At 71.2% G+C, this 24,285-nt stretch carries 25 protein-coding genes and 5 tRNA genes; 10 read left to right on the top strand and 20 right to left on the bottom strand.

What is annotated here, in order from left to right:
- Positions 1–32 precede the first annotated feature (32 nt).
- On the bottom strand, positions 33–1,874 hold the full coding sequence (locus OHS82_RS13780) for a DAK2 domain-containing protein (protein ID WP_328433934.1): 1,842 nt from the start codon (positions 1,872–1,874) through the stop codon (positions 33–35).
- A gap of 297 nt (positions 1,875–2,171) precedes the next feature.
- Here OHS82_RS13780 and rpmB point away from each other — a divergent pair, with 297 nt between their 5' ends.
- Positions 2,172–2,357 (top strand): 50S ribosomal protein L28, encoded by a 186-nt coding sequence (rpmB, locus tag OHS82_RS13785; protein WP_079041368.1) that lies wholly within the window; start codon positions 2,172–2,174, stop codon positions 2,355–2,357.
- Between the two features lie 165 nt (positions 2,358–2,522).
- On the opposite strand, the gene thiD is transcribed toward rpmB, so the two are convergent.
- A complete protein-coding gene (thiD, locus tag OHS82_RS13790) occupies positions 2,523–3,338 on the bottom strand; it encodes a bifunctional hydroxymethylpyrimidine kinase/phosphomethylpyrimidine kinase (RefSeq protein WP_328433935.1) in 816 nt (271 codons plus the stop codon).
- A complete protein-coding gene (locus OHS82_RS13795) occupies positions 3,335–4,303 on the bottom strand; it encodes a thiamine-phosphate kinase (protein ID WP_057580490.1) in 969 nt (322 codons plus the stop codon). The genes thiD and OHS82_RS13795 overlap by 4 nt, the downstream gene beginning before the upstream one ends.
- A 206-nt stretch (positions 4,304–4,509) precedes the next feature.
- Between OHS82_RS13795 and OHS82_RS13800 the strand changes: the two genes are divergently transcribed.
- Positions 4,510–4,743, top strand: a complete 234-nt coding sequence (locus OHS82_RS13800; protein ID WP_020128743.1) for an Lrp/AsnC family transcriptional regulator — start codon at positions 4,510–4,512, stop codon at positions 4,741–4,743.
- 20 nt (positions 4,744–4,763) lie between these two features.
- Entirely contained in the window at positions 4,764–5,264 is a 501-nt protein-coding gene (locus tag OHS82_RS13805) for a DUF3515 domain-containing protein (protein WP_057580489.1), read from the top strand.
- A 49-nt stretch (positions 5,265–5,313) separates the two neighbouring features.
- Here the strand turns inward: OHS82_RS13805 and OHS82_RS13810 are convergent, their stop codons facing one another.
- Genes OHS82_RS13810 through OHS82_RS13820 form a run of 3 tightly spaced genes read right to left on the bottom strand, consistent with a single transcriptional unit; the run spans position 5,314 to position 8,380 of the window.
- Positions 5,314–6,471 carry a D-alanine--D-alanine ligase family protein gene (locus OHS82_RS13810; RefSeq protein WP_057580488.1) on the bottom strand — a complete coding sequence of 386 codons (1,158 nt, stop codon included), beginning with the start codon at positions 6,469–6,471 and terminating at the stop codon, positions 5,314–5,316.
- 59 nt (positions 6,472–6,530) lie between these two features.
- On the bottom strand, positions 6,531–7,541 hold the full coding sequence (locus OHS82_RS13815; RefSeq protein WP_057580487.1) for an NAD(P)H-dependent glycerol-3-phosphate dehydrogenase: 1,011 nt from the start codon (positions 7,539–7,541) through the stop codon (positions 6,531–6,533).
- Positions 7,538–8,380, bottom strand: a complete 843-nt coding sequence (locus tag OHS82_RS13820; protein ID WP_057580486.1) for a lysophospholipid acyltransferase family protein — start codon at positions 8,378–8,380, stop codon at positions 7,538–7,540. The genes OHS82_RS13815 and OHS82_RS13820 overlap by 4 nt, the downstream gene beginning before the upstream one ends.
- Positions 8,381–8,543: 163 nt before the next feature.
- On the opposite strand from OHS82_RS13820, the gene cofC reads away from it, so the two are divergent.
- On the top strand, positions 8,544–9,182 hold the full coding sequence (gene cofC / locus OHS82_RS13825) for a 2-phospho-L-lactate guanylyltransferase (protein ID WP_057580485.1): 639 nt from the start codon (positions 8,544–8,546) through the stop codon (positions 9,180–9,182).
- A gap of 9 nt (positions 9,183–9,191) precedes the next feature.
- Complete coding sequence (locus OHS82_RS13830) at positions 9,192–9,395, top strand: hypothetical protein (RefSeq protein WP_057580484.1); 204 nt, start codon at positions 9,192–9,194, stop codon at positions 9,393–9,395.
- A 91-nt stretch (positions 9,396–9,486) separates the two neighbouring features.
- Here OHS82_RS13830 and OHS82_RS13835 read toward each other — a convergent pair whose 3' ends face one another.
- The 4 genes from OHS82_RS13835 to leuC form a co-directional block, all read right to left on the bottom strand.
- Positions 9,487–10,155 carry an HU family DNA-binding protein gene (locus OHS82_RS13835; protein ID WP_057580483.1) on the bottom strand — a complete coding sequence of 223 codons (669 nt, stop codon included), beginning with the start codon at positions 10,153–10,155 and terminating at the stop codon, positions 9,487–9,489.
- A 138-nt stretch (positions 10,156–10,293) separates the two neighbouring features.
- Positions 10,294–10,524 carry a hypothetical protein gene (locus OHS82_RS13840; RefSeq protein ID WP_057580482.1) on the bottom strand — a complete coding sequence of 77 codons (231 nt, stop codon included), beginning with the start codon at positions 10,522–10,524 and terminating at the stop codon, positions 10,294–10,296.
- A 285-nt stretch (positions 10,525–10,809) separates the two neighbouring features.
- A complete protein-coding gene (gene leuD / locus OHS82_RS13845; protein WP_057580481.1) occupies positions 10,810–11,403 on the bottom strand; it encodes a 3-isopropylmalate dehydratase small subunit in 594 nt (197 codons plus the stop codon).
- Positions 11,404–11,409: 6 nt separating this feature from the next.
- On the bottom strand, positions 11,410–12,840 hold the full coding sequence (gene leuC, locus OHS82_RS13850; protein ID WP_057580480.1) for a 3-isopropylmalate dehydratase large subunit: 1,431 nt from the start codon (positions 12,838–12,840) through the stop codon (positions 11,410–11,412).
- A gap of 192 nt (positions 12,841–13,032) precedes the next feature.
- On the opposite strand from leuC, the gene ndgR reads away from it, so the two are divergent.
- Positions 13,033–13,749, top strand: coding sequence for an IclR family transcriptional regulator NdgR (ndgR, locus tag OHS82_RS13855; protein ID WP_007384919.1), 717 nt, complete (start codon positions 13,033–13,035; stop codon positions 13,747–13,749).
- A gap of 118 nt (positions 13,750–13,867) precedes the next feature.
- Here the strand turns inward: ndgR and OHS82_RS13860 are convergent, their stop codons facing one another.
- Positions 13,868–14,359, bottom strand: coding sequence for a DUF4188 domain-containing protein (locus OHS82_RS13860; protein WP_057580479.1), 492 nt, complete (start codon positions 14,357–14,359; stop codon positions 13,868–13,870).
- 38 nt (positions 14,360–14,397) lie between these two features.
- On the opposite strand from OHS82_RS13860, the gene OHS82_RS13865 reads away from it, so the two are divergent.
- Positions 14,398–15,042, top strand: coding sequence for a MerR family transcriptional regulator (locus OHS82_RS13865; protein WP_057580478.1), 645 nt, complete (start codon positions 14,398–14,400; stop codon positions 15,040–15,042).
- A gap of 60 nt (positions 15,043–15,102) precedes the next feature.
- Here OHS82_RS13865 and OHS82_RS13870 read toward each other — a convergent pair.
- The 6 genes from OHS82_RS13870 to OHS82_RS13895 all read right to left on the bottom strand — a co-directional run bounded on the left by OHS82_RS13870 (position 15,103) and on the right by OHS82_RS13895 (position 16,425).
- A tRNA-Glu gene (locus OHS82_RS13870) sits at positions 15,103–15,178 on the bottom strand.
- A gap of 28 nt (positions 15,179–15,206) precedes the next feature.
- Positions 15,207–15,278, bottom strand: a tRNA-Gln gene (locus tag OHS82_RS13875).
- Positions 15,279–15,298: 20 nt separating this feature from the next.
- Positions 15,299–15,371: transfer RNA gene (locus tag OHS82_RS13880), tRNA-Glu, on the bottom strand.
- 62 nt (positions 15,372–15,433) lie between these two features.
- A tRNA-Glu gene (locus OHS82_RS13885) sits at positions 15,434–15,506 on the bottom strand.
- A gap of 21 nt (positions 15,507–15,527) precedes the next feature.
- A tRNA-Gln gene (locus OHS82_RS13890) sits at positions 15,528–15,599 on the bottom strand.
- A 91-nt stretch (positions 15,600–15,690) separates the two neighbouring features.
- Positions 15,691–16,425: an HAD family hydrolase gene (locus tag OHS82_RS13895; RefSeq protein ID WP_057580477.1), complete on the bottom strand. Its 735-nt coding sequence runs from the start codon at positions 16,423–16,425 to the stop codon at positions 15,691–15,693.
- 36 nt (positions 16,426–16,461) lie between these two features.
- Here OHS82_RS13895 and OHS82_RS13900 point away from each other — a divergent pair, with 36 nt between their 5' ends.
- A complete protein-coding gene (locus tag OHS82_RS13900; protein ID WP_328433936.1) occupies positions 16,462–16,734 on the top strand; it encodes a hypothetical protein in 273 nt (90 codons plus the stop codon).
- Between the two features lie 64 nt (positions 16,735–16,798).
- Here the strand turns inward: OHS82_RS13900 and gltX are convergent, their stop codons facing one another.
- The 3 genes from gltX to OHS82_RS13915 all read right to left on the bottom strand — a co-directional run bounded on the left by gltX (position 16,799) and on the right by OHS82_RS13915 (position 19,424).
- On the bottom strand, positions 16,799–18,283 hold the full coding sequence (gltX, locus tag OHS82_RS13905) for a glutamate--tRNA ligase (protein WP_328433937.1): 1,485 nt from the start codon (positions 18,281–18,283) through the stop codon (positions 16,799–16,801).
- On the bottom strand, positions 18,276–19,061 hold the full coding sequence (locus OHS82_RS13910; protein ID WP_328433938.1) for a fumarylacetoacetate hydrolase family protein: 786 nt from the start codon (positions 19,059–19,061) through the stop codon (positions 18,276–18,278). Before OHS82_RS13910 ends, gltX begins: the two co-directional genes overlap by 8 nt.
- Before the next feature lie 174 nt (positions 19,062–19,235).
- On the bottom strand, positions 19,236–19,424 hold the full coding sequence (locus OHS82_RS13915) for a hypothetical protein (RefSeq protein ID WP_057580474.1): 189 nt from the start codon (positions 19,422–19,424) through the stop codon (positions 19,236–19,238).
- 603 nt (positions 19,425–20,027) lie between these two features.
- Here OHS82_RS13915 and OHS82_RS13920 point away from each other — a divergent pair.
- Positions 20,028–23,786: a sensor histidine kinase gene (locus OHS82_RS13920; protein ID WP_057580473.1), complete on the top strand. Its 3,759-nt coding sequence runs from the start codon at positions 20,028–20,030 to the stop codon at positions 23,784–23,786.
- Between the two features lie 9 nt (positions 23,787–23,795).
- Positions 23,796–24,209 carry a roadblock/LC7 domain-containing protein gene (locus OHS82_RS13925; protein WP_003973453.1) on the top strand — a complete coding sequence of 138 codons (414 nt, stop codon included), beginning with the start codon at positions 23,796–23,798 and terminating at the stop codon, positions 24,207–24,209.
- Positions 24,210–24,285 lie beyond the last annotated feature (76 nt).

Here is a 24,285-nt window from a genome sequence, read left to right on the forward strand (position 1 = left end):
TCCCCCCTCTCCCCGCCACCCCCACCGCCTGCTCACTCCACCCCGATCAACAGCAACGCCCCCTGCCGCCCGCCCCGGTACACGACCGTGTCCACGGCGAGGTACGCCTCCCGCACCCGCGACTCCAGGCGCTCCGCGACGCCCTCGGGAGCCTCGTCGCCGAGCACCAGGGTGACCAGCTCGCCGCCCGCCGACAGCATGCGGTCGAGGACGCCCTCCGCGGTGGCGGCGACATCGGAGCCGATGACGGCCACGTCGCCGTCGACCAGCCCGAGGACGTCGCCGGCCTGGCAGATGCCCGCCATGGTCCACGACTCGCGCACGGCCACGACGACCTCGGCATAGCGGGTGGCGCCGGCGGCCGAGGTCATCGACACGACGTCCTCGTCGAAGCGGCGGTCGGGCTCGTGGACGGCGAGCGCGGCGATCCCCTGGACCGCGGAACGGGTCGGGATCAGGGCCACCCGGATGCCCTCCGTGCGGGCCTGTTCCGCCGCTGCGGCCGCGGTGTGCCGCAGGTCGGCGTCGTTGGGCAGCAGCACCACCTCGCGCGCGTGGGCGCGTCGCACCGCCTCCACGAGCTCCCCGCTCGCGGGCGGCTCCCCGGGGCGGGCGAGCACGGTGGTCGCGCCGGCCTCGGAGTACAGCCCGACCAGTCCCTCGCCGGGCACGACGGCCACGACCGCACGCTGCACGCGCTCGCGCGGGGGACGCCGGCCTCCGTGCGTGTGTGCGTCGTCGGCGCCGAAGTGGGTGATGCGGATGCGGTACGGCCGGCCCGCCTCGACGCCCGCCTCCACGGCCGCGCCGGCGTCGTCCACATGCACATGGACGTTCCACAGGCCGTCCCCGCCGACCACGACGAGCGAGTCGCCGAGACCGTCCAGCCGCTGCCGCAGCCGTCCCACGGCCGCGTCCTCGGCCTCCAGGAGGTAGATCACCTCGAAGGCCGGGCCGTCCCCTTCCCCGTCCTGGCCGTCCCCTTCCCCGTCCGGACCGCGCTCGTGCGCCGCACCGGCTTCGCCGCCCCGTCCGGCGTCCGGGGCGTTCCCGCCCTCCTCGCCGGGCGCGCGTCCGCAGTCGTCCGCGTCGTCCGCCTCGTCCGCGTCGTCCAAGCCCTCCGTGCGCCGGGCGCTCTGCACCCGAACGGATCCCCCGCGCACAGGCGGACCCGAGAGGCCCGGCTGCCCCGACGGACCCGGCATGCCCGGCGCCTCTCCCGTGAACGTCTCCACCAGGGCCGCGAGGACCGCGACCAGCCCCCGGCCGCCCGCGTCGACCACTCCCGCCCGCCCCAGCACCGCGAGCTGCTCCGGAGTGGCGGCGAGTGCCGCACACGCCCCCCGGTGGGCGGCCCGGGCGATAGTGCCGCAGTCGCCCTGCGCGCCCCCCGCCGCGTCCGCGGCGGCGTCGGCGACCGTCAGGACGGTGCCCTCGACGGGGTGGGCCACAGCCTGCCGGGCCGCGTCGGCCGCCTGCCGCAGCGCCAGGCGCAGCCCGGCTCCGTCGGTGTGAGTCGCCTCACTCTCGGCGGCGAGCACCTGTGCCATGCCGCGCAGCAACTGCGCGAGGATCGTGCCCGAGTTGCCGCGCGCGCCTATGAGCGCGCCGTGGGCCATCGCGTGCGCGGCGTCGGCGAGGGACGGGGGCCGAACGGGCGCGGCGCCGGCCTCGTGCCCGGCGAAGACCGCCTCGACGGCGGTCGCCGCGGACTCGACGGTGAGGTACAGGTTGGTGCCGGTGTCCCCGTCCGCGACCGGGTAGACGTTGATCGCGTCGATCTCCTCGCGGGCCCGACCCAGAGCCGACAGCGCCAGGCCGCACCAGGTGCGCACCGCGAGAGCATCGAAGAACGTCTGCGGCACCTGCGCCACCTGCGCCTCCCTGAAGTCCTGGACTGGACGCAGCGTAGCCCGAGGCCCCGGGTCCGCCGGAAAAAGGGCCCGGGCAGGGCGAAGGCCGGGCCCGCCGGGAGCGACGACGCCGGGGCCGGGGCCCTGAGCAGCCATGGTAGTTTCGTTCTGCTGGCGCAGCCGTTGTATGCTGCTCCGGTTGCCCGATACACATCGGGCCATCCCCCTGGCACCGCCACTCAGATCTCTGATCCTGCGATCTCGATCCCGGCATGCCGGGATCCACCGTAAGTGCATCTGAAGTCTTTGGAGTGACCCGTGGCTGCCAACTGCGACGTCTGTGGCAAGGGGCCGAGCTTCGGCAACAACATCTCGTTTTCGCACCGCCGTACGTCCCGTCGCTGGAACCCGAACATCCAGCGCGTCCGTACCGTGGTCGGCGGGACGCCGAAGCGCGTGAACGCTTGCACCTCGTGCATCAAGGCCGGCAAGGTCTCGCGCTGACGCACGTCCCCCTGCCCTCGACTCCATTCGAGCTGGGGGGAACCCCATCGCGCGCGGCCACTGCTGGTTCGCTGCATCGAGCCGGTCCACCTCGAGTGGACCGGCTTTTTGCTGCCCTCACCACCACGCGCTTCGCCGCCCGCACCGCGATGCTCTTCGCGGCCCTCAGGCTGCGTGCCCGCCCGGGCCGAGGTCCCAGGCGTGGTCCACGGGTCCGATCCCCGCGCCGAGCGCGAACCCCGCGGCGATCGCCCCCGTGACATACCGCTTGGCGGCCGCGACCGCCTCCGGCACGGAGTGCCCCTTCGCCAGCTGCGCCGCGATCGCGGAGGCGAGCGTGCAGCCCGTGCCGTGCGTGTGCCGGTTGTCGTACCTCGGCGCGCGCAGCCAGTGCTCCTCGACGCCGTCCGTCAGCAGGTCCACGGCGTCGCCGGGCAGATGACCGCCCTTGATGAGCACCCACCGCGGCCCGTGGGCCAGCACGGCGGCGGCCGCCTCCCGCAGCTGTTCCTCCGACTCGACCCGCACGCCCGTGAGTTGGGCCGTCTCGTCGAGGTTCGGGGTGGCGACGGTGGCGAGCGGCAGCAGCTTCGTGCGGACGGAGTCCAGCGCCGAGGCGGCCAGCAGCGGATCGCCGTGCTTGGAGACGCCGACCGGGTCGACGACGACGGGGACGCCGGTCCCGGCGAGCAACCCGGCCACTGCCTCGACGAGTTCGGCGGAGGCGAGCATGCCCGTCTTGACCGCCTGGACGCCGATGTCGTCGACGACGCTGCGGTACTGGGCCCGGACCGCCTCCACCGGCAGCTCCCAAGCACCCTGCACGCCGACGGAGTTCTGCGCGGTGACCGCCGTGATCACGCTCATGCCGTGCACGCCGAGCGCGAGCATCGTCTTCAGGTCGGCCTGGATGCCGGCTCCGCCGCCCGAGTCGGAGCCTGCGACGGTCAGCACCCGGGGCGGCGCCGCGGGAGCGTTCACGACTCCTCCAGGTCCCCGAAGTGGTCCCAGCCGCCCTTGCTGGTCCAGGGCGCCCCGTCGACGGTCACCTGGGGCAGGGCGGAGGGGTTGAGGACCTCTCCGATCACCTTCCAGCGGGCGGGCAGTTTCACGTCCGGCGGGAAGGTCGCCACGATCGCGTGGTCCTCTCCCCCGGCCAGCACCCACTGCATCGGGTCGACCCCGACGGCCTGCCCGATGTCGTTCATCTGGGTCGGGATGTCGATCGCGCCCGATCGCACGTCGATCCGGACCTTGCTCGCCTCGGCGATGTGCCCGAGGTCGGCGATCAGCCCGTCGCTGACGTCGCACATCGCCGTGGCGCCGAGGCCGGCTGCCGCCGGGCCCGCGTGGTACGGCGGCTCCGGGCGACGGTGGGCCTCCACGAAGGCACGGGGCGAGCGGAAGCCGCGGGACAGCACCGCGTACCCGGCGGCGGACCAGCCCAGCCAGCCGGTCACCGCGACGAGGTCGCCGGGCTGGGCCCCGCCCCGGGTGACCGGCTCCTGGTTGCGCAGATCGCCGAGCGCGGTGATCGACACCATGATCGTGTCGCCGCGTACGACGTCGCCGCCGACCACGGAGGCGCCGGCGACCTGGCACTCGTCGCGCAGGCCGTCCATCAGCTCGCTCGCCCAGGTGACCGGCAGCTCGGCCGGCACGACGAGGCCGAGCAGCAGCGCAGTCGGCACCGCGCCCATGGCGGCGATGTCGGCGAGGTTCTGCGCGGCGGCCTTTCGGCCGACGTCGTACGCCGTGGACCAGTCGCGGCGGAAGTGCCGGCCCTCCAGCAGGATGTCTGTGCTGGCCACGACCCGGCGGTCGGGTGCGGCGACCACCGCTGCGTCGTCGCCGGGGCCGACCCGGACCGCGGGGGTGGTGGTGAGTCGGGAGGTGAGCTCCCTGATGAGCCCGAACTCGCCGAGTTCACCAACAGTGCCCTTCATTGCCCTTTCGCCCCTTCTGTACCTGTCTGTGCCCGGTCGCGCGTAACCAGTGTCCTCGATACGGTCGAGTCAGCCGTCAACTTCTGTCGGGCCCGTACCCCGGCGCGCGGGCCCTGGTTCCCGCAGGTCTCCCCGCGGCGAGCGGCGACGCGATACCGTGGCGTTCCTTTTCCCCACATGATCCTCGTGGCCGCTCTGGAGGTTCCGTGGTACAGGCGTACATCCTGATCCAGACGGAGGTCGGCAAAGCGTCGACCGTCGCCGAAGAGATCGGCAAAATCCCTGGCGTCGTCCAGGCCGAGGACGTGACGGGACCTTATGACGTGATCGTGCGGGCCCAGGCCGACACGGTGGACGACCTCGGCCGCATGGTGGTCGCCAAGGTCCAGCAGGTGGACGGGATCACCCGAACCCTGACCTGCCCGGTCGTGCATCTGTAGCCCCCGTCTAACCTTGGCCGGTGAACCCTTTCCGTCACCGGCCCATCGGCCTGCCCGCGCTCGCCCTGCTGCTGCTTGCGGTGGGCTGCTCCTCAGCAGACGGTGACACCTCGACGGCGGTTCCCGGTCCCGACGCGAAAACCACGGCGCTGTGCCGGAACCTGGACAAGGTACTGCCGTCGAAGGTGGACGGTGAGAGCCGCCACGATCCCGAGCCCGCCTCCGCGCTGACCGCGGGCTGGGGAGGTCCGGCGATCATACTGCGCTGCGGTGTCGCACAGCCGCCGAAGATGATCGACCCGAAGGTCCCGCAGGGGGCCGACGCGGACGCGGTGGCCGGCGGGGTGAACGGCGTCGACTGGCTGATGGAGAAGCGGGACGGCGGGGGCTACCGCTTCACCACGGCCAGCAGGAGCGCCTACGTCGAGGTGACGGTGCCGGCGGGCGCCGACACCTCCGGCGCGTTGATCGATCTGGCCCCGGCCATCAAGAAGGCGATCCCCGAGGGGATCGCCGACTAGCTCGTCCGACCGGAGGGGCCGTGCCGGTCCGGCATCGGTCAGCCCCGGATCACCGCAGGCCCGTGGACCTGCGCAGGGCCGCCTGCACCAGGCGGTCCACCAGCTCGGGATAGCCGATCCCGGTCTCCTCCCACATCTTGGGGTACATCGAGATCGGCGTGAAACCGGGCATCGTGTTGATCTCGTTGATGACGAACTCGCCCTCGTCCGTGAGGAAGAAGTCCGCGCGGACCAGGCCCTCGCAGGACGCCGCCTCGAACGCGTCCACCGCGAGGCGCCGCACCTCGGCCGTCTCCTCGGGCGTCAGCGGCGCCGGGACGATGCCGGGGGTCGAGTCGATGTACTTGGCGTCGAAGTCGTAGTAAGCGTGGGCGTCCGGCGGCGGGATCTCGGCCGGGACGGAGGCGCGCGGGCCGTCCTCGAACTCCAGGACGCCGCACTCGATCTCGCGGCCCCGCAGCGCCGCCTCGACCAGGATCTTCGGGTCGTGGCGCTGAGCCTCCGCGATCGCCTCGTCGAGACCCGACAGGTCGTCGACCTTGGTGATGCCGATGGACGACCCCGCGCGCGCGGGCTTCACGAAGAGCGGCCAGCCGTGCTCGCCGGCGAAGTCGACGATCTTCTTGCGGGCGGCCGGCTCGTCCTGGGCCCACTCGCGCGGCCGGATCACCACGTACGGGCCGACCTTGAGCCCGAAGGAGGTGAACACCCGCTTCATGTACTCCTTGTCCTGGCCGACGGCCGAGGCGAGCACCCCCGACCCCACGTACGGGACGCCGGAGAGCTCCAGCATGCCCTGCAGCGTGCCGTCCTCCCCGTAGGGGCCGTGCAGCACCGGGAAGACGACGTCGACCTCGCCGAGCGCCTTGGGCACCGATCCGGCCTCGTAGTACACGACTTCGCGGTTGGCGGGGTCGACGGGGAGCACCACGCCGCCGTCCCGCGACTCGGCCAGTTCGTCGACGTCGGGCGTACGCCGGTCGGTGATCGCCATGCGCTCGGGCTCGTCGGCGGTGAGGAACCAGCCGCCCTCGCGCGTGATGCCGATCGGCAGCACCTCGTACCGCGTCCGGTCGATGGCCCGCAGGACCGCACCGGCGGTGACCACGGAGATCCCGTGCTCGGAGCTGCGACCGCCGAAGACGACGGCGACCCGCGGCTTGCGAGAGGGCTGCTGAGGGCTCTGGGGGAGGTTCTCGGTGCTCATATCGGCTTGAGGGTACCCGGTGGTAGTGCCGGGAGTCAGCGTCCACCCGCCGGGTTCGCTCAGCGTCGTTCGGGCTTCGCGCTGCGCGACATCAGCTCCTTGACGGCGACCACCGGAGGCTTGCCCTCGTGCACGATGGCGACGACCGTCTCCGTGATCGGCATGTCGACGCCGTGCCGCCGGGCCAGATCCAGCACCGACTCACAGGACTTGACGCCCTCGGCGGTCTGCCGGGTGACCGCGATGGTCTCCTGCAGGGTCATGCCCTTGCCGAGGTTGGTGCCGAAGGTGTGGTTGCGGGACAGCGGCGAGGAGCAGGTGGCCACCAGGTCGCCGAGCCCGGCGAGTCCGGCGAAGGTGAGCGGGTCCGCGCCCATCGCCAGGCCCAGCCGGGTGGTCTCGGCGAGCCCGCGCGTGATCAGCGAGCCCTTGGCGTTGTCGCCGAGTCCCATGCCGTCCGCGATGCCGACCGCGAGACCGATGACGTTCTTGACCGCGCCGCCCAGTTCGCAGCCCACCACGTCGGTGTTGGTGTACGGGCGGAAGTAGGGGGTGTGGCAGGCGGCCTGCAGGCGCTGGGCGACGCCCTCGTCGGTGCAGGCCACGACGGCCGCGGCCGGCCTGCGGGAGGCGATCTCCTTGGCGAGGTTGGGCCCGGTGACGACGGCGATCCGGTCCCGGCCCACCTTGGCGACGTCCTCGACGACCTCGCTCATCCGCATGGTCGTACCGAGCTCGACACCCTTCATCAGCGACACCAGCACGGTGTCCGGGGCGAGCAGCGCCGTCCAGTCGGCGAGGTTGGCGCGCAGCGTCTGCGAGGGGATGGCGAGGACGGTGAAGTCGGCGTCCCGGGCCGCCTCGGCGGGGTCGGCGGTGGCGCGCAGGTTGCGCGGGAGCTCCACGCCGGGAAGGTAGTCGGGGTTGACGTGGGTGGAGTTGACCGCGTCGGCGAGCTCGGCGCGGCGCGCCCACAGCGTCACCTCGCAGCCCGCGTCGGCGAGGACCGCGCCGAAGGCGGTCCCCCATGATCCGGTGCCGAAGACGGCCGCCTTCACGGAGTTGCTCACTTGCTGTTCTCCCCCTCGTGACGGGCCTGCGCGTGCCCGGTCTCCGCGTGGTCGGTGCGGTCGGTGTGCGGGCCGACGACCCCGGCGCCGTTCTCCGCGGCGGTCTCCGCCTGGGTGCGGCGGCGCTGCTCGATGCGCTCCCGGCGCGGGTCGTAGGGCGTCTCGGGCGCCTTCTCGCCGCGGATCTCCTCCAGCAGGCCGGTGACGGCCGCCATGATGACCTCCGTGGCCTCCTTCAGCAGCTCGGGAGTGGTCTCCCTGCCGTAGAACCGCGAGAGGTCCACGGGCGGGCCCGCGAGCACGTGGTGGGTCTTGCGCGGGAAGAGGTCGGGCTTCTTGGCGTACGGGGCCAGCAGCTCGTTGGCGCCCCACTGGGCGACGGGGATCACCGGGCACCTGGTCTGCAGCGCCACGCGCGCGGCGCCGGTCTTGGCGGTCATCGGCCAGCCGTCGGGGTCGCGGGTGAGGGTGCCCTCGGGGTAGAACGCGACACACTCGCCGCGCTCCACCGCGTCGATGGCGGCCCGGAAGGCGCTGAGCGCGTCCGTGCTCTCGCGGTAGACGGGGATCTGCCCGGTGCCGCGCATCGCGGCACCGACGAATCCCTCCCGGAAAAGCCCGCTCTTCGCCAGGAATCGCGGCACCCGTCCGGTGTTGTACTGGAAGTGCGCGTAAGCGAAGGGGTCTACATGCGAATTGTGGTTCACCGCGGTGATAAATCCACCCTCGGCCGGAATGTGCTCCATTCCGCGCCAGTCCCGCTTGATCAGAACCACCAGCCAGGGTTTGCACAGCACCGCGGCGAAGCGGTACCAGAAGCCGATTCTGCGGCGGGGCACGCGGACACCTTCCTCTAGGACTTCCCTGGGCCTGCACCGGAGCCCGGGGCCGCACAAGTGTCGCTCCGGACCGCGGGTCTGTCGAGAACACCGTACGCCCGCGCGTCCTGCGCACGGACGGGCCGGGTGACAATGACCGCGACAAGAGAGGGGAGGCACGCCGGTGCGGTGGACCTTGGTCATACCCCTGAAGCCCTTGGCCCTGGCCAAGAGCAGGCTCGCGGACACGGCCGCCGACAGCCTGCGCCCGGGCGTCGCCCTGGCCTTCGCCGAGGACACCGTGGCGGCCGCGCTGGCCTCGCCCGCGGTGCGGGATGTGGCCGTGGTCACGGACGACGCCCTGGCCGGGCGCACGCTGGCGGCCCTGGGCGCCCGGATCGTCCCGGACGAGCCGGGGGCGGGCCTGAACGCCGCGCTGGCCCACGGAGCGGCCGCGGTACGCGCTTTTCGTCCCGACGCGCCCCTCGCGGCCCTCAACGCCGATCTGCCGTCGCTGCGCGCGCCGGAATTGGCCCGGGTACTGGACGCGGCCGCGGAATTCCCCCGCGCATTCCTTCCCGACGCCGCCGCAATCGGCACCACGCTTCTCGCCGTCGCGCCGGGCCGTGCGTTGCACCCCGCATTCGGCCCGGATTCCCGGGCCCGCCATCGCGCCTCCGGAGCCGTGGAACTCCGTCTCGACGCGGTGGATTCGGTACGCCAGGACGTGGACACCGGCGAGGACCTGCGCGCCGCGCTGGCGCTGGGCGTGGGGCCCCGGACGGCCGCGGCGACCGCGCGCCTGCTGATCCCCGGGCAGTAGGCTGCCGCCATGCATGCGACCGCATACACGTACGACCCCGACACCCGCAGCGGACAGGTGCTGCTCGACGACGGCACGCCGGTGCCCTTCGACGCGCCGGCCTTCGACGCGGGCGGGCTGCGGCTGCTGCGGCCCGGACAGCGGGTGCGGATCGAGACGGACGGGCCGAAGGAGCGCCCCAGGATCACCCTGGTGACGCTCCAGACGTTCTGAGGGAGTCGTCGCCGCGGGAGAAGCCGCCGGACACGCCGCGGGCCGGGCTCCGAGAGGGAGTCCGGCCCGGCGCGTGAGTGCCCCAGGTGCCCTATGCCTTGCGGGCGGTGGCCTTCTTCGCGGTGGTCTTGCGGGCGGTGGACTTCCTGGCCGGGGCCTTCTTGGCCGTCGCCTTCTTCGCCGGGGCCTTCTGGGCCGTCGTCTTCTTCGCGGCGGCCGACTTCGCGGTGGTGGTCTTCTTGGCGGCCGCCGTCGTGCTCTTGGCGGCGGTCTTCTTCGCGGTGGTCTTCTTGGCGGTGGCCGTGGTCTTCTTCGCGGCGGCCGTCGTCTTCTTCGCGGGGGCGGCCTTCTTCGCGGCGGCCGACGCCCTCTTCGCGGGGGCGGCCTTCTTCGCGGCGGCCTTCTTGACCGTCGCGGACGCGCCGCCGGTCAGGCTTCCCTTGGGGGCCTTCTTGACGGCGACCTCGCCACCGCGCGGGAGCTTCTTCGAGCCGCTGACCAGGTCCTTGAAGCCCTGGCCTGCACGGAAGCGCGGGACGGACGTCTTCTTGACCCGAACCCGCTCGCCCGTCTGGGGGTTGCGGGCGTAGCGGGCCGGCCGGTCGACCTTCTCGAACGAACCGAAGCCGGTGACCGAGACCCGGTCGCCGGCGACCGTCGCGCGGACGATGGCGTCCAGGACCGCGTCGACCGCCTCGGCGGCCTGCTGGCGACCGCCCAGCTTGTCGGCAATCGCTTCTACGAGCTGCGCCTTGTTCACGTCTTCCCCTTCGGAGACATTCGCCAGAACGAAAGTGTTCAAGCTTTTTCGCACGTTAGGCAGATATATACCGCAAATCAAACACGAAACGGGCTAATCACCCTTGTGCCGCAACGAAATCGGCTGCTCCGGAAGCGATCAGCACCCCTCTTCGGGCGTTCGCCCCTCGTCGAGGTCCGCCATGAACCGCTCCAGTCGCCTTGTCGCGTCGGCGAGATCGTGCTTGGCCGCGGCCGTGATGACCAGCAGCTTCCGGGTCAGCGCCATCCGTACGCCCTCCGGGACTTGCAGTGCGCGCACTCTTGTGTGCGCTTCCTTGAGCTGGTTCGCGACCGCCGTATAGAGCTCGAGTTGGCCGTCGTGTTCCATGCACAGATTGTGCCATCTGGGGCGAGTTGTCGCCCGCTCAGGGGGCAACTGCCGCCTCGAACGGCCCTCCGCGCCCTGTCGGCGGTCGCGTCCACACAGGGCGCGTACCCCGGCAACAACCGCTCTAACGTGGGAAGTTGGCAGGAACGGCGAAGACGTCTGGGGCCGAACGGGTCCGGACACAGCCGTACCCCCGATCGGACCGATCGGGGGTACGGAGGGGGTGTCGCGGTGGCCGAAACTCGACCCGGCCGGGGCCGCCTCGGGGGCCCGGGGGCCCCAAGGTCAGACCTCGAGCGTCCTCGGCTTGTACGAGGGGCGCTTGGCCTCGTAGGCGGCGATGTCACCCTCGTTCTGCAGGGTGATGGAGATGTCGTCCAGCCCGTTCAGCAGGCGCCAACGGGCGTTCTCGTCGAGCTCGAAGGCCGCGGTGATCCCCTCGGCGCGCACTTCGCGGGCCTCGAGGTCGACGGTGATCTCGGCCTGCGGGTCCTTCTCCGTGAGCTCCCACAGCGCGTCGACGATCTTCTGCTCGATCACCACCGTGAGCAGGCCGTTCTTCAGCGAGTTGCCCCGGAAGATGTCGGCGAAGCGGGACGAGATCACGGTCTTGAAGCCGTAGTTCTGCAGTGCCCAGACGGCGTGCTCACGGGAGGAGCCGGTGCCGAAGTCGGGGCCGGCGACCAGCACGCTGGCGCCCTGGCGCTCGGGCCGGTTGAGGATGAACTCCGGGTCCTTGCGCCAGGCCTCGAACAGCCCGTCCTCGAACCCGTCCCTGGTGACCTTCTTGAGCCAGTGAGCAGGGATGATCTGGTCGGTGTCGACGTTGGAGCGGCGCAGCGGGACGGCCCGGCCGGTGTGCGAGACGAATGCTTCCATGACTGATCAGACTCCAGCGGGCGTACGGGTCTCGGCGTCGGACAGGTCGGCCGGGGAGGCCAGGTGGCCCAGGACGGCCGTGGCGGCCGCGACCTGCGGCGACACCAGGTGCGTCCGGCCCCCCTTGCCCTGCCGGCCCTCGAAGTTGCGGTTGGAGGTGGACGCCGAGCGCTCCCCCGGGGCCAGCTGGTCGGGGTTCATGCCGAGGCACATCGAGCAGCCCGCGTGCCGCCATTCGGCGCCGGCCTCCTTGAAGACCAGGTCCAGGCCCTCGGAGACGGCCTGCAGACCGACGCGCGCGGAGCCCGGGACGACCAGCATCCGTACGCCGTCGGCGACTTTGCGGCCCTCGACGATCGAGGCGGCGGCACGCAGGTCCTCGATGCGGCCGTTGGTGCAGGAACCTACGAAGACGGTGTCCACCTTGATGGAGCGCAGCGGCTGTCCTGCCTCCAACCCCATGTATTCCAGGGCCTTTTCGGCGGCGAGGCGCTCCGAAGCGTCTTCGTACGAAGCAGGGTCGGGGACGTGGGCCGAAAGCGGCGCGCCCTGGCCGGGGTTGGTGCCCCAGGTGACGAACGGCGAGAGGGCGGTGGCGTCGATGACCACCTCGGCGTCGAACTCGGCGTCGTCGTCCGTCCTCAGCGTCTCCCAGTACGCGACGGCCGCGTCCCAGTCCTCGCCCTTCGGGGCGTGCGGGCGACCCTCGAGGTAGTCGAAGGTGGTCCGGTCGGGCGCGATCATGCCCGCGCGGGCGCCGGCCTCGATCGACATGTTGCAGATGGTCATGCGGGCTTCCATCGAGAGCTTCTCGATGGCGGAGCCGCGGTACTCCAGGACATAGCCCTGACCGCCGCCGGTGCCGATGCGCGCGATGATCGCCAGGATCAGGTCCTTGGCGGTGACTCCGTCGGGCAGCTCGCCGTCGACGGTGATCGCCATCGTCTTCGGGCGGGCCATCGGAAGCGTCTGGGTGGCCAGCACGTGCTCGACCTGCGAGGTGCCGATGCCGAACGCCAGGCCGCCGAAGGCGCCGTGCGTGGAGGTGTGGGAGTCGCCGCAGACGACCGTCATACCGGGCTGGGTCAGACCCAGCTGCGGGCCGACGACGTGCACGACGCCCTGCTCGACGTCGCCCAGCGGGTGCAGCCGGACGCCGAAGTCGGCGCAGTTCTTGCGCAGCGTCTCCAGCTGGGCCCGGGAGACCGGGTCCGCGATCGGCTTGTCGATGTCGAGGGTCGGGGTGTTGTGGTCCTCGGTCGCGATGGTGAGGTCGAGACGGCGCACCGGGCGGCCGTTCTGCCGCAGTCCGTCGAAGGCCTGCGGGCTGGTCACCTCGTGCAGGAGGTGCAGATCGATGAAGAGGAGGTCGGGCTCGCCCTCGGCGCGCCGGACGACGTGGTCGTCCCAGACCTTCTCCGCGAGTGTCCTACCCATCGCTTTCCCTCCGGCCGGCAATGACGCACCGGCCCAACTAGAGATCTTGTGGAGGCGACGCCCACCGGCCCCTGTTTCCCCGGGCACCCGCCGCCTGGCCCGTTGGTCCGCGGGCCACCATGCGTCCAAGGGTTGCGCGTCTCACGGAAAAATGAACTTGCGTTTCACAGAGTGAGACGGGAGTATCGTTTCATGGACAACAGTAGCGGCGTCGGCGTCCTGGACAAGGCAGCCCTTGTCCTGAGCGCTCTGGAGTCCGGTCCGGCCACCCTCGCAGGCTTGGTCGCCGCCACCGGACTCGCACGACCCACGGCCCACCGTCTGGCCGTGGCTTTGGAACACCACCGTATGGTCGCGCGCGACATGCAGGGCCGTTTCATCCTCGGCCCCCGACTCGCCGAGCTGGCCGCGGCCGCCGGCGAGGACCGCCTGCTGGCCACCGCCGGCCCCGTGCTCACGCATCTGCGGGACATCACGGGCGAGAGCGCGCAGCTCTACCGCCGCCAGGGCGACATGCGCATCTGCGTGGCCGCGGCGGAACGCCTGTCCGGTCTTCGGGACACGGTGCCGGTCGGCTCCACGCTCACGATGAAGGCGGGCTCCTCGGCCCAGATCCTGATGGCCTGGGAGGAGCCGGAGCGCCTGCACCGCGGCCTCCAGGGCGCCCGTTTCACGGCGACGGCCCTGTCCGGCGTGCGGCGCCGCGGCTGGGCCCAGTCCATCGGCGAGCGCGAGCCGGGCGTCGCGTCCGTCTCCGCGCCGGTCCGCGGCCCCTCCAACCGTGTGGTGGCCGCCGTGTCCGTCTCGGGCCCCATCGAGCGCCTGACGCGCCACCCGGGCCGTATGCACGCCCAGGCGGTCATCGACGCGGCGGCCCGCCTGTCGGAGGCCCTGCGCCGCACCGGCTGACACCGCGCGGAAAAGGGCGGCCTCAACGCCGCGGCAGCCCTTTCCCGTCCGGCAAGGCCGTCACCGTGCGGACGCGGGACCGTGCGGACGCGCCCGAATGCATCGCGGGTCGCTCCCCCTACGGCGCGGACCGGTACGAGAAGCGGTCCTTCGCGTACCGCCCCCGCCGCTCCAGCGGAATCTGCCCGTGCGCGGCCGCCAGGCCGAACGCCGGCATATCGCCGTAGACCGCCTCGTACGACCCCTCCGGCACGACGTACGTCTCGTGCCAGATCCCCACGCGCCCGCGCACCTTCCCCTCCCGCTCCATGCGGTTGAGCCTGGCCCACACCCGGTGGTGGAACGCGTCGGGCGCGCTCGCGTAGGCGTAGAGCTTCTCCTTGGACTCCCAGTACTGGACGACGTAGTACGTCCGCGGCGAGGCCGTCAGCATGACCCGGGAGAGGAGCCCGCGGCCCGGGTCCTTCTTCAGCTCGGCGAGCATCCTGAACATCGCCAGCATCACCGGCACCCACTGGTGCACGGCCCAGAACCGGTTGACACGCATCCCGATGAGCAGAACGACGACGTCGCCTCGTGCGTCGGCGGTGGTACGGGTGGCTTCGGACATGCTTGGATAGTGACGCTGTCCAAGGAGGTGCGCAAGGGATGCGACTGGCCGAGTTGAGCGAGCGCAGCGGAGTCGCGACGGCGACGATCAAGTACTACCTGCGTGAGGGCCTGTTGCCGCCCGGTCGGCGGCGCAACGCGACGACCGCCGAGTACGACGAGGAGCACCTGCGCCGTCTGCGGCTGGTGCGCGCCATGATCCAGGTGGGCCGGCTGCCGGTGGCCACGGTCCGCGAAGTGCTCGGGCATGTGGACGACGACTCCCTGGGCCGCACGATCCGCCTCGGCGCCGCCCTGTGGGCGCTGCCCCAGGTCCCCGAGCCGGACACCGAGGACGACCACGTCCGCGCCGCCCACCAGGAGGTGGACGACCTTCTGCGCACGCTGGGCTGGGCCAACGCCCGCCTGCTGACGACGATCTCCCCGGCGTACCGGTCACTGGTGGTCTCGGTGGCGGCGCTGCGTCGCCTCGGTTACGACTGGGACCCCGAACTGCTCTTCTCCTACGCAGGGTTGATGCATGAGGCCGCGGTCCTGGACCTGGACTTCGTGGAGACGCGGGAGTCGGAGGCGGAGCGGATCGAGACGGCGGTGCTGGGGGCGATCCTCGTCGAGCCGATGCTGCAGGCGCTGCACCGGCTGGCGCAGGAGGAGGAGTCGGCGCGGCGGTACGGCTTCGAGTGAGCGACGCTCTCGCGGCCGGCATACGCCAAAGGCCCTCCGCCGAAGCGAAGGGCCTTTGTGTGGTACCCCCGACCGGATTCGAACCGGCGCTACCGCCTTGAGAGGGCGGCGTGCTAGGCCGCTACACAACGGGGGCCTAGATCTTGCGTTTCCGCAGATCAGAGCTGGTCTACCAGGACTCGAACCTAGAATGACGGTACCAGAAACCGTAGTGTTGCCAATTACACCATAGACCAAGGTGATTCAACGTGAATCGTACCCCCGACCGGATTCGAACCGGCGCTACCGCCTTGAGAGGGCGGCGTGCTAGGCCGCTACACAACGGGGGCCCTAGCGATCCTGCATGAGAGACAGCGGGTGCGACCCGGACTGCCTTCCTGGGAAGGATCTGTACCCCCGACCGGATTCGAACCGGCGCTACTGCCTTGAGAGGGCAGCGTGCTAGGCCGCTACACAACGGGGGCTTTGCAGATGAGCTCTGCGAGCTGGCCTACCAGGACTCGAACCTAGACTAACTGAACCAGAATCAGTCGTGCTGCCAATTACACCATAGGCCACTGGAACGCAAGCCCCTGCGGGGATCTTGTTCTAGCTTGCGCCTTCGGTGCCCGGCCTTTCAGCCCGCTCTCCGGCGGCGCAGGAAGAACATTACCCGAAGGTGGACTGCGCTCCAAAACGGGTATCCGCGCCGAGGATCGCGGGGAGTTCGGCGAGGGAGGCGATCCGGTGCCGCCCGGCGGGGAGCTCCACCGTCGCCGTGCCGCCGTAACGGTCGATCCACACCGAGAGCAGTCCGGCGTCGGCGGCGCCCCGTCCGTCGATCTCGGGGTGGTCCCCGACGTAGGCGACCTGGTGCGGGGGCAGCGACAGGGCCTCGCAGGCGGCGAGGAAGGCGCCGGCCTCGGGCTTGGAGACGCCCAGCTCCGCGGCGCACAGGACGACCTCGAAACGGTCGTACACGCCGAGGGCGCGCAGCTTGTGGTCCTGGACGTGGATGCTCGAGTTGGACAGCACCGCGTGACGGTGGCTCGCGGCGAGCGCGTCGAGCACGGGCAGAACGTCCGGGAAGAGGGACCATGCGGCCTCGTAGTGCGTGATGTACCGGCGGAACCAGGCGTCCGTCTCCGCGTCGGTCAGCTCGGGCCGCTCCAGGAACGCCCGTACCCGGTCCCGGCGCTGGTCCTCGAAGGTGACGCCGCCCGCGGAGAACCGCGCCCACTGCTGGTCGGTCACCTCCCGCCAGCGCGCGAGGGCCTCCTCCGCCGTGCCGAACCGGTCGAGCAGCCGCTCGGTGGTGAGGTACGCCCGCATGCCCTCGCGGTCGGCGGTCGTGTAGTCGAAGAGAGTGTCGTCAACGTCCCAGACCACGGCGCGAATACTCATGGTCCCGACGGTATCGCGGGCTGACACACTCCGGATATGACCGAGTACCGCGTTCAGTTCACCGTCGAGGCCCGGGCCGCCTACGACGCCGCGCCCGGCACACGGCGAGCCGTGTTGGACAGGGCCGTGCGGATACTGGCGCGTGATCCCTTCCGCAAGAACGCAACCGCACCGCTGGGTGCCGGCGAACACTTCCGCAGGGCGTACGCGGCCCCCGGAGTGAGGTTCGAGTACGTGGTCGCGGGGGCCGTCGTGCTCGAGATCTTCGACGAGTTCGCCTACCTCGTCGACGAGAGCGACGCCGTCTGAGGAGTGAACGCCCGAGGGGCGGCACCCGGATCACCGGGTGCCGCCCCTCACGTGCGCCCGGGCGTCACGCCGCGAGCTTCGCCAGGGCCGCGTCGATGCGGGCCAGCGTCTTCTCCTTGCCGAGGACTTCCAGCGACTCGAAGAGGGGCAGGCCGACCGTGCGGCCGGTGACGGCGACGCGGACGGGCGCCTGCGCCTTGCCGAGCTTGAGGCCGTGGGCCTCGCCGGCGGCCAGGACGGCCTCCTTCAGGGACTCGGCGGAGGTCCAGTCGGCCGACTCCAGCTTCTCGCGGGCCGTGGTGAGCAGCGCGTCGCTGCCCTCCTTCATCGCCTTCGCCCAGGAGGCCTCGTCGGAGACCGGCTCGGGGAGGAAGAGGAAGTCGACGTTGTCGGTGATCTCCGAGAGGACCTTGAGCCGGGTCTGCGCGTGCGGGGCGATCGCCTGCCACTTCGCCTCGTCGAAGTCCTCCGGCGCCCAGGGGGCGACCGGGGCCTTCAGCCAGGGGGCGCAGCGCTCGGTGAAGTCCTTCACGTCGAGCAGGCGGATGTGATCGGCGTTGATCGCCTCGCACTTCTTGAGGTCGAAGCGCGCCGGGTTGGGGTTGACGTCCGTGACGTCGAAGGCGGCGACCATCTCGTCCATCGTGAAGATGTCCTGGTCGGCCGAGAGCGACCAGCCCAGCAGCGAGAGGTAGTTGAGCAGACCCTCGGGGAGGAAGCCGCGCTCGCGGTAGAGGTTGAGTGACGACTCCGGGTCGCGCTTGGAGAGCTTCTTGTTGCCCTCGCCCATCACGTACGGCAGGTGGCCGAAGGCGGGCACGGACTTCGCGATGCCCAGCTCGGCCAGCGCCTTGTAGAGGGCGACCTGGCGCGGCGTGGAGGAGAGCAGGTCCTCGCCGCGCAGGACGTGGGTGATCTCCATCAGGGCGTCGTCGACCGGGTTGACCAGCGTGTACAGCGGGCCGCCGTTCGCGCGGACGATGCCGTAGTCGGGCACGTTCTCCGGGGTGAACGTCAGCTCGCCGCGGACCAGGTCCGTGAAGGTGATCGTCTCGTCGGGCATGCGGAAGCGGACGATCGGCGCACGGCCCTGGGCGCGGTACTCCTCGACCTGCGCCTCGGTGAGGTCGCGGCAGTGGCCGTCGTAGCCGGACGGACGGCCGGCGGCGCGGGCGGCGTCGCGGCGGGTGTCCAGCTCCTCCTGGGAGCAGTAGCAGTGGTACGCGTGACCGGCGTCCAGGAGCTTCTGCGCGACCTCCTTGTACAGGTCCATGCGCTGGGACTGGCGGTACGGCGCGTGCGGGCCGCCGACCTCGGGGCCCTCGTCCCAGTCGAAGCCGAGCCAGCGCATCGAGTCCAGGAGCTGGTTGTACGAGTCCTCGGAGTCGCGGGCCGCGTCGGTGTCCTCGATGCGGAAGACCAGGGTGCCCTGATGGTGCTTGGCGAAGGCCCAGTTGAACAGGGCGGTGCGGACCAGGCCCACGTGCGGGTTACCGGTCGGCGAGGGACAGAAACGGACGCGTACGGGAGAGCCGGGTGCGCTAGCCACGCTTGACAACCTTGTTGGTGAGAGTGCCGATGCCTTCGATGGTGACGGCGACCTCGTCGCCGACAGCCAGGGGGCCTACCCCTGCCGGGGTGCCCGTGAGGATCACGTCGCCGGGGAGCAGCGTCATGGCCTCGGTGATGTTGACGATGAGATCCGCGATGGAGTGGATCATCTCGCTGGTGCGGCCGAGCTGGCGCTGCCCGCCGTCCACCGTGAGCTGGATCGTGAGGTCGGACGCGGTCGCCAGGTCCAGGCCGGTCTCCACCCACGGGCCGAGCGGGCAGGAGGTGTCGAAGCCCTTGGCCCGCGCCCACTGCTTCTCGCGCCGCTGGACGTCCCGTGCGGTGACGTCGTTGGCGCAGGTGTAGCCGAAGATCACGTCCGCCACGCGCTCGCGCGGGACCTCTCGGCACATCCGGCCGATGACGACCGCCAGCTCGGCCTCGTGGTGCAGTTCCTCGGAGAACGACGGGTACTGGATGTCGTCGCCGTGGCCGATCACCGAGGTGGACGGCTTGAAGAAGGCGAACGGGGCGTCGGGGACCTCGTTGCCCAGTTCGCGCGCGTGCTCGGCGTAGTTGCGGCCGAAGGCGACGATCTTGTTGGGCAGCACGGGCGGCAGGAGCCGGACCTTGCTCAGCGGCACCTTGGTGCCGGAGAGCTCGAAGTCCGCGAACGGGATGCCCTTGATGATGTCGAGGACGAGCTCGTCCGGCTCGGCCCCCTCGACCGCGCCGAAGGCGACGTTGCCGTCGATGGAGAACCTGGCGATGCGCACGGGTTGGTTGGCCCCTTGACTGAGCTGGCTGGAGTGTGACGGTCCAGGCTAACGCGGAAGGGCGTCCCCGGCCGGGGACGCCCTTGACATCCGTGGGCGGCCGGCTTGAGCATTCGGCGGCCGCCGCCCGTATGTGATCGCGGAGATCGGGGATGATCTCCTGGATCCCTGGATCTACTCCGCGACGGAGGCGGCGAGCGGCGCCTCCATGAGGACGGTGCGCTTGGGGTTGGCAGTCTGGGCAGGGAGATCGACGGAGTGCTCCTGCTGCTCCGGGAGCTGCAGTTCGTCGGCGTCCTTGAGGTGCGCCAGCGTCGTGCGCCTCGGGTTGGCGATCTTGTGGAACATCGTCGTCGTCTTCACTGTTGTACGTGACCCTGTCGTCTCGGGGCGCCGGAGAGGCCGTCAAGGGCCCCCGCGCGGGCGCGGTTTGTCGGATGTGCCATCCCTGTAAAGCGTCAGGCTAAACATGCGCTTCCCGGCGAACGCGTGAAGGTCGCATGATTAGCGTGTGAGTTTGCTCACGAGTTCAGTGGTATTTCGGTCATTTCGGGCCCTCGCGTGACCACTACGAAACGGACATAAGACACCTGAAGCACTCATTCCGCTCCTGATCATGGCGACTGGGACACCCCTGCCACCCCTGGGGTTCACACCCTTATGTCCGCCTTAGGGATGAACACTTTCTACATCCCGTAACTTCACCCTCACGTCGTGTCACGGATGTCACAGCCTGGCCAACGGGCCTTGTTGGAGATCCTGCACTGTGCTGGAATTCCTCGGACCGCCGCGGGATCGAGCCGGCGCACAGGGGGCGCAGAACGCGCCCGGTGGCGGCAAGACAGGGGGAGCCAGCGCCGGTACTCACGACCATCAGGGTGGCGTAATTCAGGACGCCCCCCGACACGCCGACACCGTCTTTCCCGTTCACGCGGGAAGGCGCCTGGTCCAGAGGTTGCGACGCTAGTGCAGGGACGTTTCAAGAGGGATGGCAGTGCTTCGGCGGAGCCGGAGCCGCACGGCGGGACTGGCCCCAATGCCGGCAGTTCCTCGCCCCAGCACGCCCAGAACCCGGGCCAGTCCGGCGACGGCGGTGAGCGCTCCGGGCGCCCCGGCTCGTCCGCGTCGCCGAGTTCCTTCACCCCGACTCCGACGGCCAAGCCGCCGGCCGGTTCCCCCGGTCCCGGCCCGCGGGTGGCGCTGCGCAACTGGCGCATCTCCACGCGTCTGGTGGCGCTGCTGACCCTGCCCGTGGTCGCCGCGACCACGCTGGGCGCGCTGCGCATCGACCAGTCGATGGACGACATCAAGCAGCTCGACAACATGAAGCTGCTGACGGACATGACCAAGCAGGCCACCGAGCTGGCCGTCCAGCTGCAGAACGAGCGCGACCGCTCCGCCGGTCCGCTGTCGCACGGCAGCAAGGCGACCGACTTCGGCGTCAAGGGCTACCGGGACAAGACCGACAAGGCGGTGACCGCCTTCCAGGACGCCTCGGAGGAGATCGACGCCGCCAGCGCCGACGGCAACCTGCAGGGTGTCCGCGACAGCCTCGTGGGTCTCCTCAGCGACCTCGGCAACCTGGCCAAGATCAGGTCGACCGCCTACTCGGAGCCCAAGAACTCCACCCAGACGGTCGAGGCCTACCACCGCCTGATCACCAGCCTGCTGGACCTGTCGCAGGACATGGCGCAGGCCACCAGCAACCCGGAGATGATCCAGCGCACCCGCGCGCTGTCCGCCTTCTCCGCCGCCAAGGAGTACGCCTCCGTCCAGCGCGCCGTGCTCGCGGCGGCGCTGCCGGTGAGCAACACCGTCTACGGCGACCTCTCCGAGAACGACCGGCAGTACGCCGAGGCCGCCCTCGAGAACCAGGACTCCGAGCTCGCGAGCTTCCGCAGCATCTACGGCGACGACGGCGCCGAGGAGCTGCTGCAGCCCATCGAGCGGGGCAACCCGGTCATCGAGGAAGCCGACACCTACGCCACCCGGGCCCTGAGCTCCACCACCGGTCTGCAGTCGCAGGACAAGCGGTCGTACCAGGACTGGATCGACGACAGCTCGACCAAGATCGCGCAGATGGCCAACATCGAGCACACGCTGCTCGAGGACATGGAGCAGAAGGCGCGTGAGCTGCGCGCCGAGTCCGAGCGCGAAGCGATCATCTCCGGTGCGCTCATCCTGCTCGTGCTCGGTGTCTCGCTGGTCGGCGCCTTCGTCGTCGCCCGGTCCATGATCCGTTCGCTGCGCCGCCTGCAGGAGACCGCCACCAAGGTCGCCCAGGACCGGCTGCCCGAACTGGTCAAGCAGCTGTCCGAGTCCGACCCGCAGGACGTCGACACGTCCGTGGAGTCGGTCGGTGTGCACTCCCGGGACGAGATCGGCCAGGTGGCCGCGGCCTTCGACGACGTGCACCGCGAGGCCGTCCGCCTCGCCGCCGAGCAGGCCCTCCTGCGGGGCAACGTCAACGCGATGTTCACCAACCTCTCGCGCCGCTCCCAGGGCCTCATCCAGCGTCAGCTGTCGCTCATCTCCGAACTGGAGTCCCGCGAGGCCGACCCGGACCAGCTCTCCTCGCTCTTCAAGCTCGACCACCTCGCGACCCGCATGCGCCGTAACGGTGAGAACCTCCTCGTCCTCGCGGGTGAGGAGCCCGGCCGCCGCTGGACCCGTCCGGTCCCGCTGGTCGACGTGCTGCGCGCCGCCGCCTCCGAGGTGGAGCAGTACGAGCGCATCGAACTGTCCTCGGTGCCGACCACCGAAGTGGCCGGCCGGGTCGTCAACGACCTCGTGCACCTGCTCGCCGAGCTGCTCGAGAACGCCACCTCGTTCTCCTCCCCGCAGACCAAGGTCAAGGTCACCGGTCACGCGCTGCCCGACGGCCGCGTGCTGATCGAGATCCACGACACCGGCATCGGCCTCTCGCCCGAGGACCTCGCCGCGATCAACGAGCGCCTCGCCTCGCCGCCCACCGTGGACGTGTCGGTCTCCCGCCGCATGGGTCTGTTCGTGGTCGGTCGTCTGTCGCAGCGGCACGGCATCCGCATCCAGCTGCGCCCCTCCGACTCCGGCGGCACGACCGCGCTGGTCATGCTGCCCGTGGACGTCGCCCAGGGCGGCAAGAAGCCCCAGCCCAAGCCCGGTCAGGGCAGCGTCGCGGGCGGTCCCGCCGCCGCACAGGCCGCGGCCGGCGTCGCCGCCGCGCGTCGCCAGAACGGCTCGCAGGGCGGCGCCCTCGGCTCCGGTCCCGGCGCGGGCGGCCTTCTCGCCGGCGGTCAGGGTCCCCGGGCCGCGCTGCCCGGCCGGGACGGCGGTGGCCGCCCCGGCGGCCAGCCGCCGCGCGGTCCCCAGCAGCCGCAGGCCGCACCGCCGCAGGGCCGTCCGGCCCCGGCCGGCGCCGGCTTCGGCGGCCAGGCGCCGGGCGCGCCGCAGGGTCTGCAGGCGGCCAACGGCAGCACGCAGGGCCCGGACATGTTCGGCGGACGTCCGCCGCAGCAGCGCCCCAACAACGCCGAGCAGGGCGGTCGCGGCCGTCAGCCGCAGCTGCCGCCGCGCGGTGGTCCGCGCGCCGAGCTGCCGGGTGGCAACCCGCAGCCGCGCATGCCCAGCTGGGGCGACGAGAACGCCCGGCCGCCGGTGCCGCGCACCCCGCTGGACGCCCCGCGCGGCCACGAGGAGCCGGACGTCGCGCAGACCTCGCGGATGCCGCGCATCGACGACCGGCAGGGTCCCGGCGCCACCGCCGAGATACCCGCGGTGCCGCGGCTCGACCAGCCTCAGGGCCAGTCCGGTCCCGCCGACTTCAGCCGTCCCGCCGACTTCGGCCGACCCGCCGACTTCGGCCGCACCGCGGCGAACGGTCAGCAGAACACGGGCCAGTTCCCGGCCGTCGGCAACCCGCAGGACAGCGGTCAGTTCCAGCGTCCGGGCACCGGCGGCCGACAGGACGCTGGCCAGTTCGAGCGCCCCGGCACGAGCGGCCGTCCGGGCGACAACGGCTACACCCGCTCCGACGTCTTCGGCGCCCCCGGCGGCCAGAACGCTCCGGCTACCCCGGACCGCTTCGCCCCGCAGGGCTACGACAACGGCTCCACGGGCCGGTTCGCCTCCCCCGGCCACGACGGCTCCGCCACCGGCCAGCACTCGCTGCCCGGCAGCCAGAACCCCTCGTCCACCGGCCAGTTCCCCGTCGCACAGCCGAACGGCTACGGAGCGGCGCAGCAGCCGGTACCGCAGCGTCCGGCCGGGCGTCCCGAGCCGGAGGCACTGCCGCCGGCCTCGGGTCCCGGCGACGGCCGCACCCCGCTGTACGACACGCTGGAGACCAACTGGTTCCACGGTCAGCAGGCGGGTGGTGCGGAGCCGTCCCCGGCTCCGCAGGCGGAACAGCAGCAGGCCCCGGCCGCTCCGCAGCGTCCGGCCACCGCTCCCGCCTCCTGGCGGACCTCGCCCAACGACGAACTCGTCCGCCAGGCCGAGCGCGTCAGGCAGCCTGCCGCGGGCGGCGTCACCACCTCCGGTCTGCCGCGCCGGGTGCCCAGGGCGAACCTCGTCCCGGGCACGGCTCAGCAGCAACAGCACCAGACCGGTCCGCAGGTCTCGCGTTCGCCTGACGACGTACGCGGCCGGCTGACCAATCTCCGTCGGGGCATCGCGCAGGGTCGTCAGGCCGGCAACGGCTCGACCGGCAGTTTCCCGAGCCCCACTCACCAGCAGGAGCGTTAGTTGAGCCAGATGAGCCAGGCAGCACAGAACCTGAACTGGTTGATCACCAACTTCGTGGACAACACCCCTGGGGTGTCCCACACCGTCGTGGTGTCCGCCGACGGGCTCCTGCTCGCCATGTCCGAGGGCTTCCCCCGCGACCGCGCCGACCAGCTGGCGGCCGTCGCTTCGGGGCTGACCTCCCTGACGGCCGGGGCCTCCCGGATCTTCGAGGGCGGCAACGTGGCGCAGACGGTCGTCGAGATGGAGCGAGGCTTCCTCTTCCTCATGTCCGTCTCGGACGGCTCGTCCCTCGCCGTGCTCGCGCACCCCGAGTGCGACATCGGCCTCGTGGGCTACGAGATGGCGCTGCTCGTCGACCGAGCGGGCGCGGTCCTCACGCCCGACCTTCGCGCCGAGCTCCAGGGCAGTCTGCTCCACTGACCCGCCCGAGTACCACCCGCCTCACGAAATCACCGTCCGGCCGACACACTCCCCCCACCGGCCTCGACGGACGGCA

This window comes from Streptomyces sp. NBC_00425, from assembly GCF_036030735.1.
Classification (GTDB): domain Bacteria; phylum Actinomycetota; class Actinomycetes; order Streptomycetales; family Streptomycetaceae; genus Streptomyces.

Bases quoted from the DNA above. Each gene is read 5' to 3' on its own strand.
- OHS82_RS13895 (WP_057580477.1), bottom strand. From the start codon at position 16,425: ATGAGTATTCGCGCCGTGGTCTGGGACGTTGACGACACTCTCTTCGAC.
- ndgR (WP_007384919.1), top strand. From the start codon at position 13,033: ATGGACAACAGTAGCGGCGTCGGCGTCCTGGACAAGGCAGCCCTTGTC.
- OHS82_RS13865 (WP_057580478.1), top strand. From the start codon at position 14,398: ATGCGACTGGCCGAGTTGAGCGAGCGCAGCGGAGTCGCGACGGCGACG.
- leuC (WP_057580480.1), bottom strand. From the start codon at position 12,840: ATGGGTAGGACACTCGCGGAGAAGGTCTGGGACGACCACGTCGTCCGG.
- OHS82_RS13840 (WP_057580482.1), bottom strand. From the start codon at position 10,524: ATGGAACACGACGGCCAACTCGAGCTCTATACGGCGGTCGCGAACCAG.
- OHS82_RS13900 (WP_328433936.1), top strand. From the start codon at position 16,462: ATGACCGAGTACCGCGTTCAGTTCACCGTCGAGGCCCGGGCCGCCTAC.
- OHS82_RS13830 (WP_057580484.1), top strand. From the start codon at position 9,192: ATGCATGCGACCGCATACACGTACGACCCCGACACCCGCAGCGGACAG.
- leuD (WP_057580481.1), bottom strand. From the start codon at position 11,403: ATGGAAGCATTCGTCTCGCACACCGGCCGGGCCGTCCCGCTGCGCCGC.
- OHS82_RS13860 (WP_057580479.1), bottom strand. From the start codon at position 14,359: ATGTCCGAAGCCACCCGTACCACCGCCGACGCACGAGGCGACGTCGTC.
- OHS82_RS13925 (WP_003973453.1), top strand. From the start codon at position 23,796: ATGAGCCAGGCAGCACAGAACCTGAACTGGTTGATCACCAACTTCGTG.
- OHS82_RS13810 (WP_057580488.1), bottom strand. From the start codon at position 6,471: ATGAGCACCGAGAACCTCCCCCAGAGCCCTCAGCAGCCCTCTCGCAAG.
- OHS82_RS13795 (WP_057580490.1), bottom strand. From the start codon at position 4,303: ATGAAGGGCACTGTTGGTGAACTCGGCGAGTTCGGGCTCATCAGGGAG.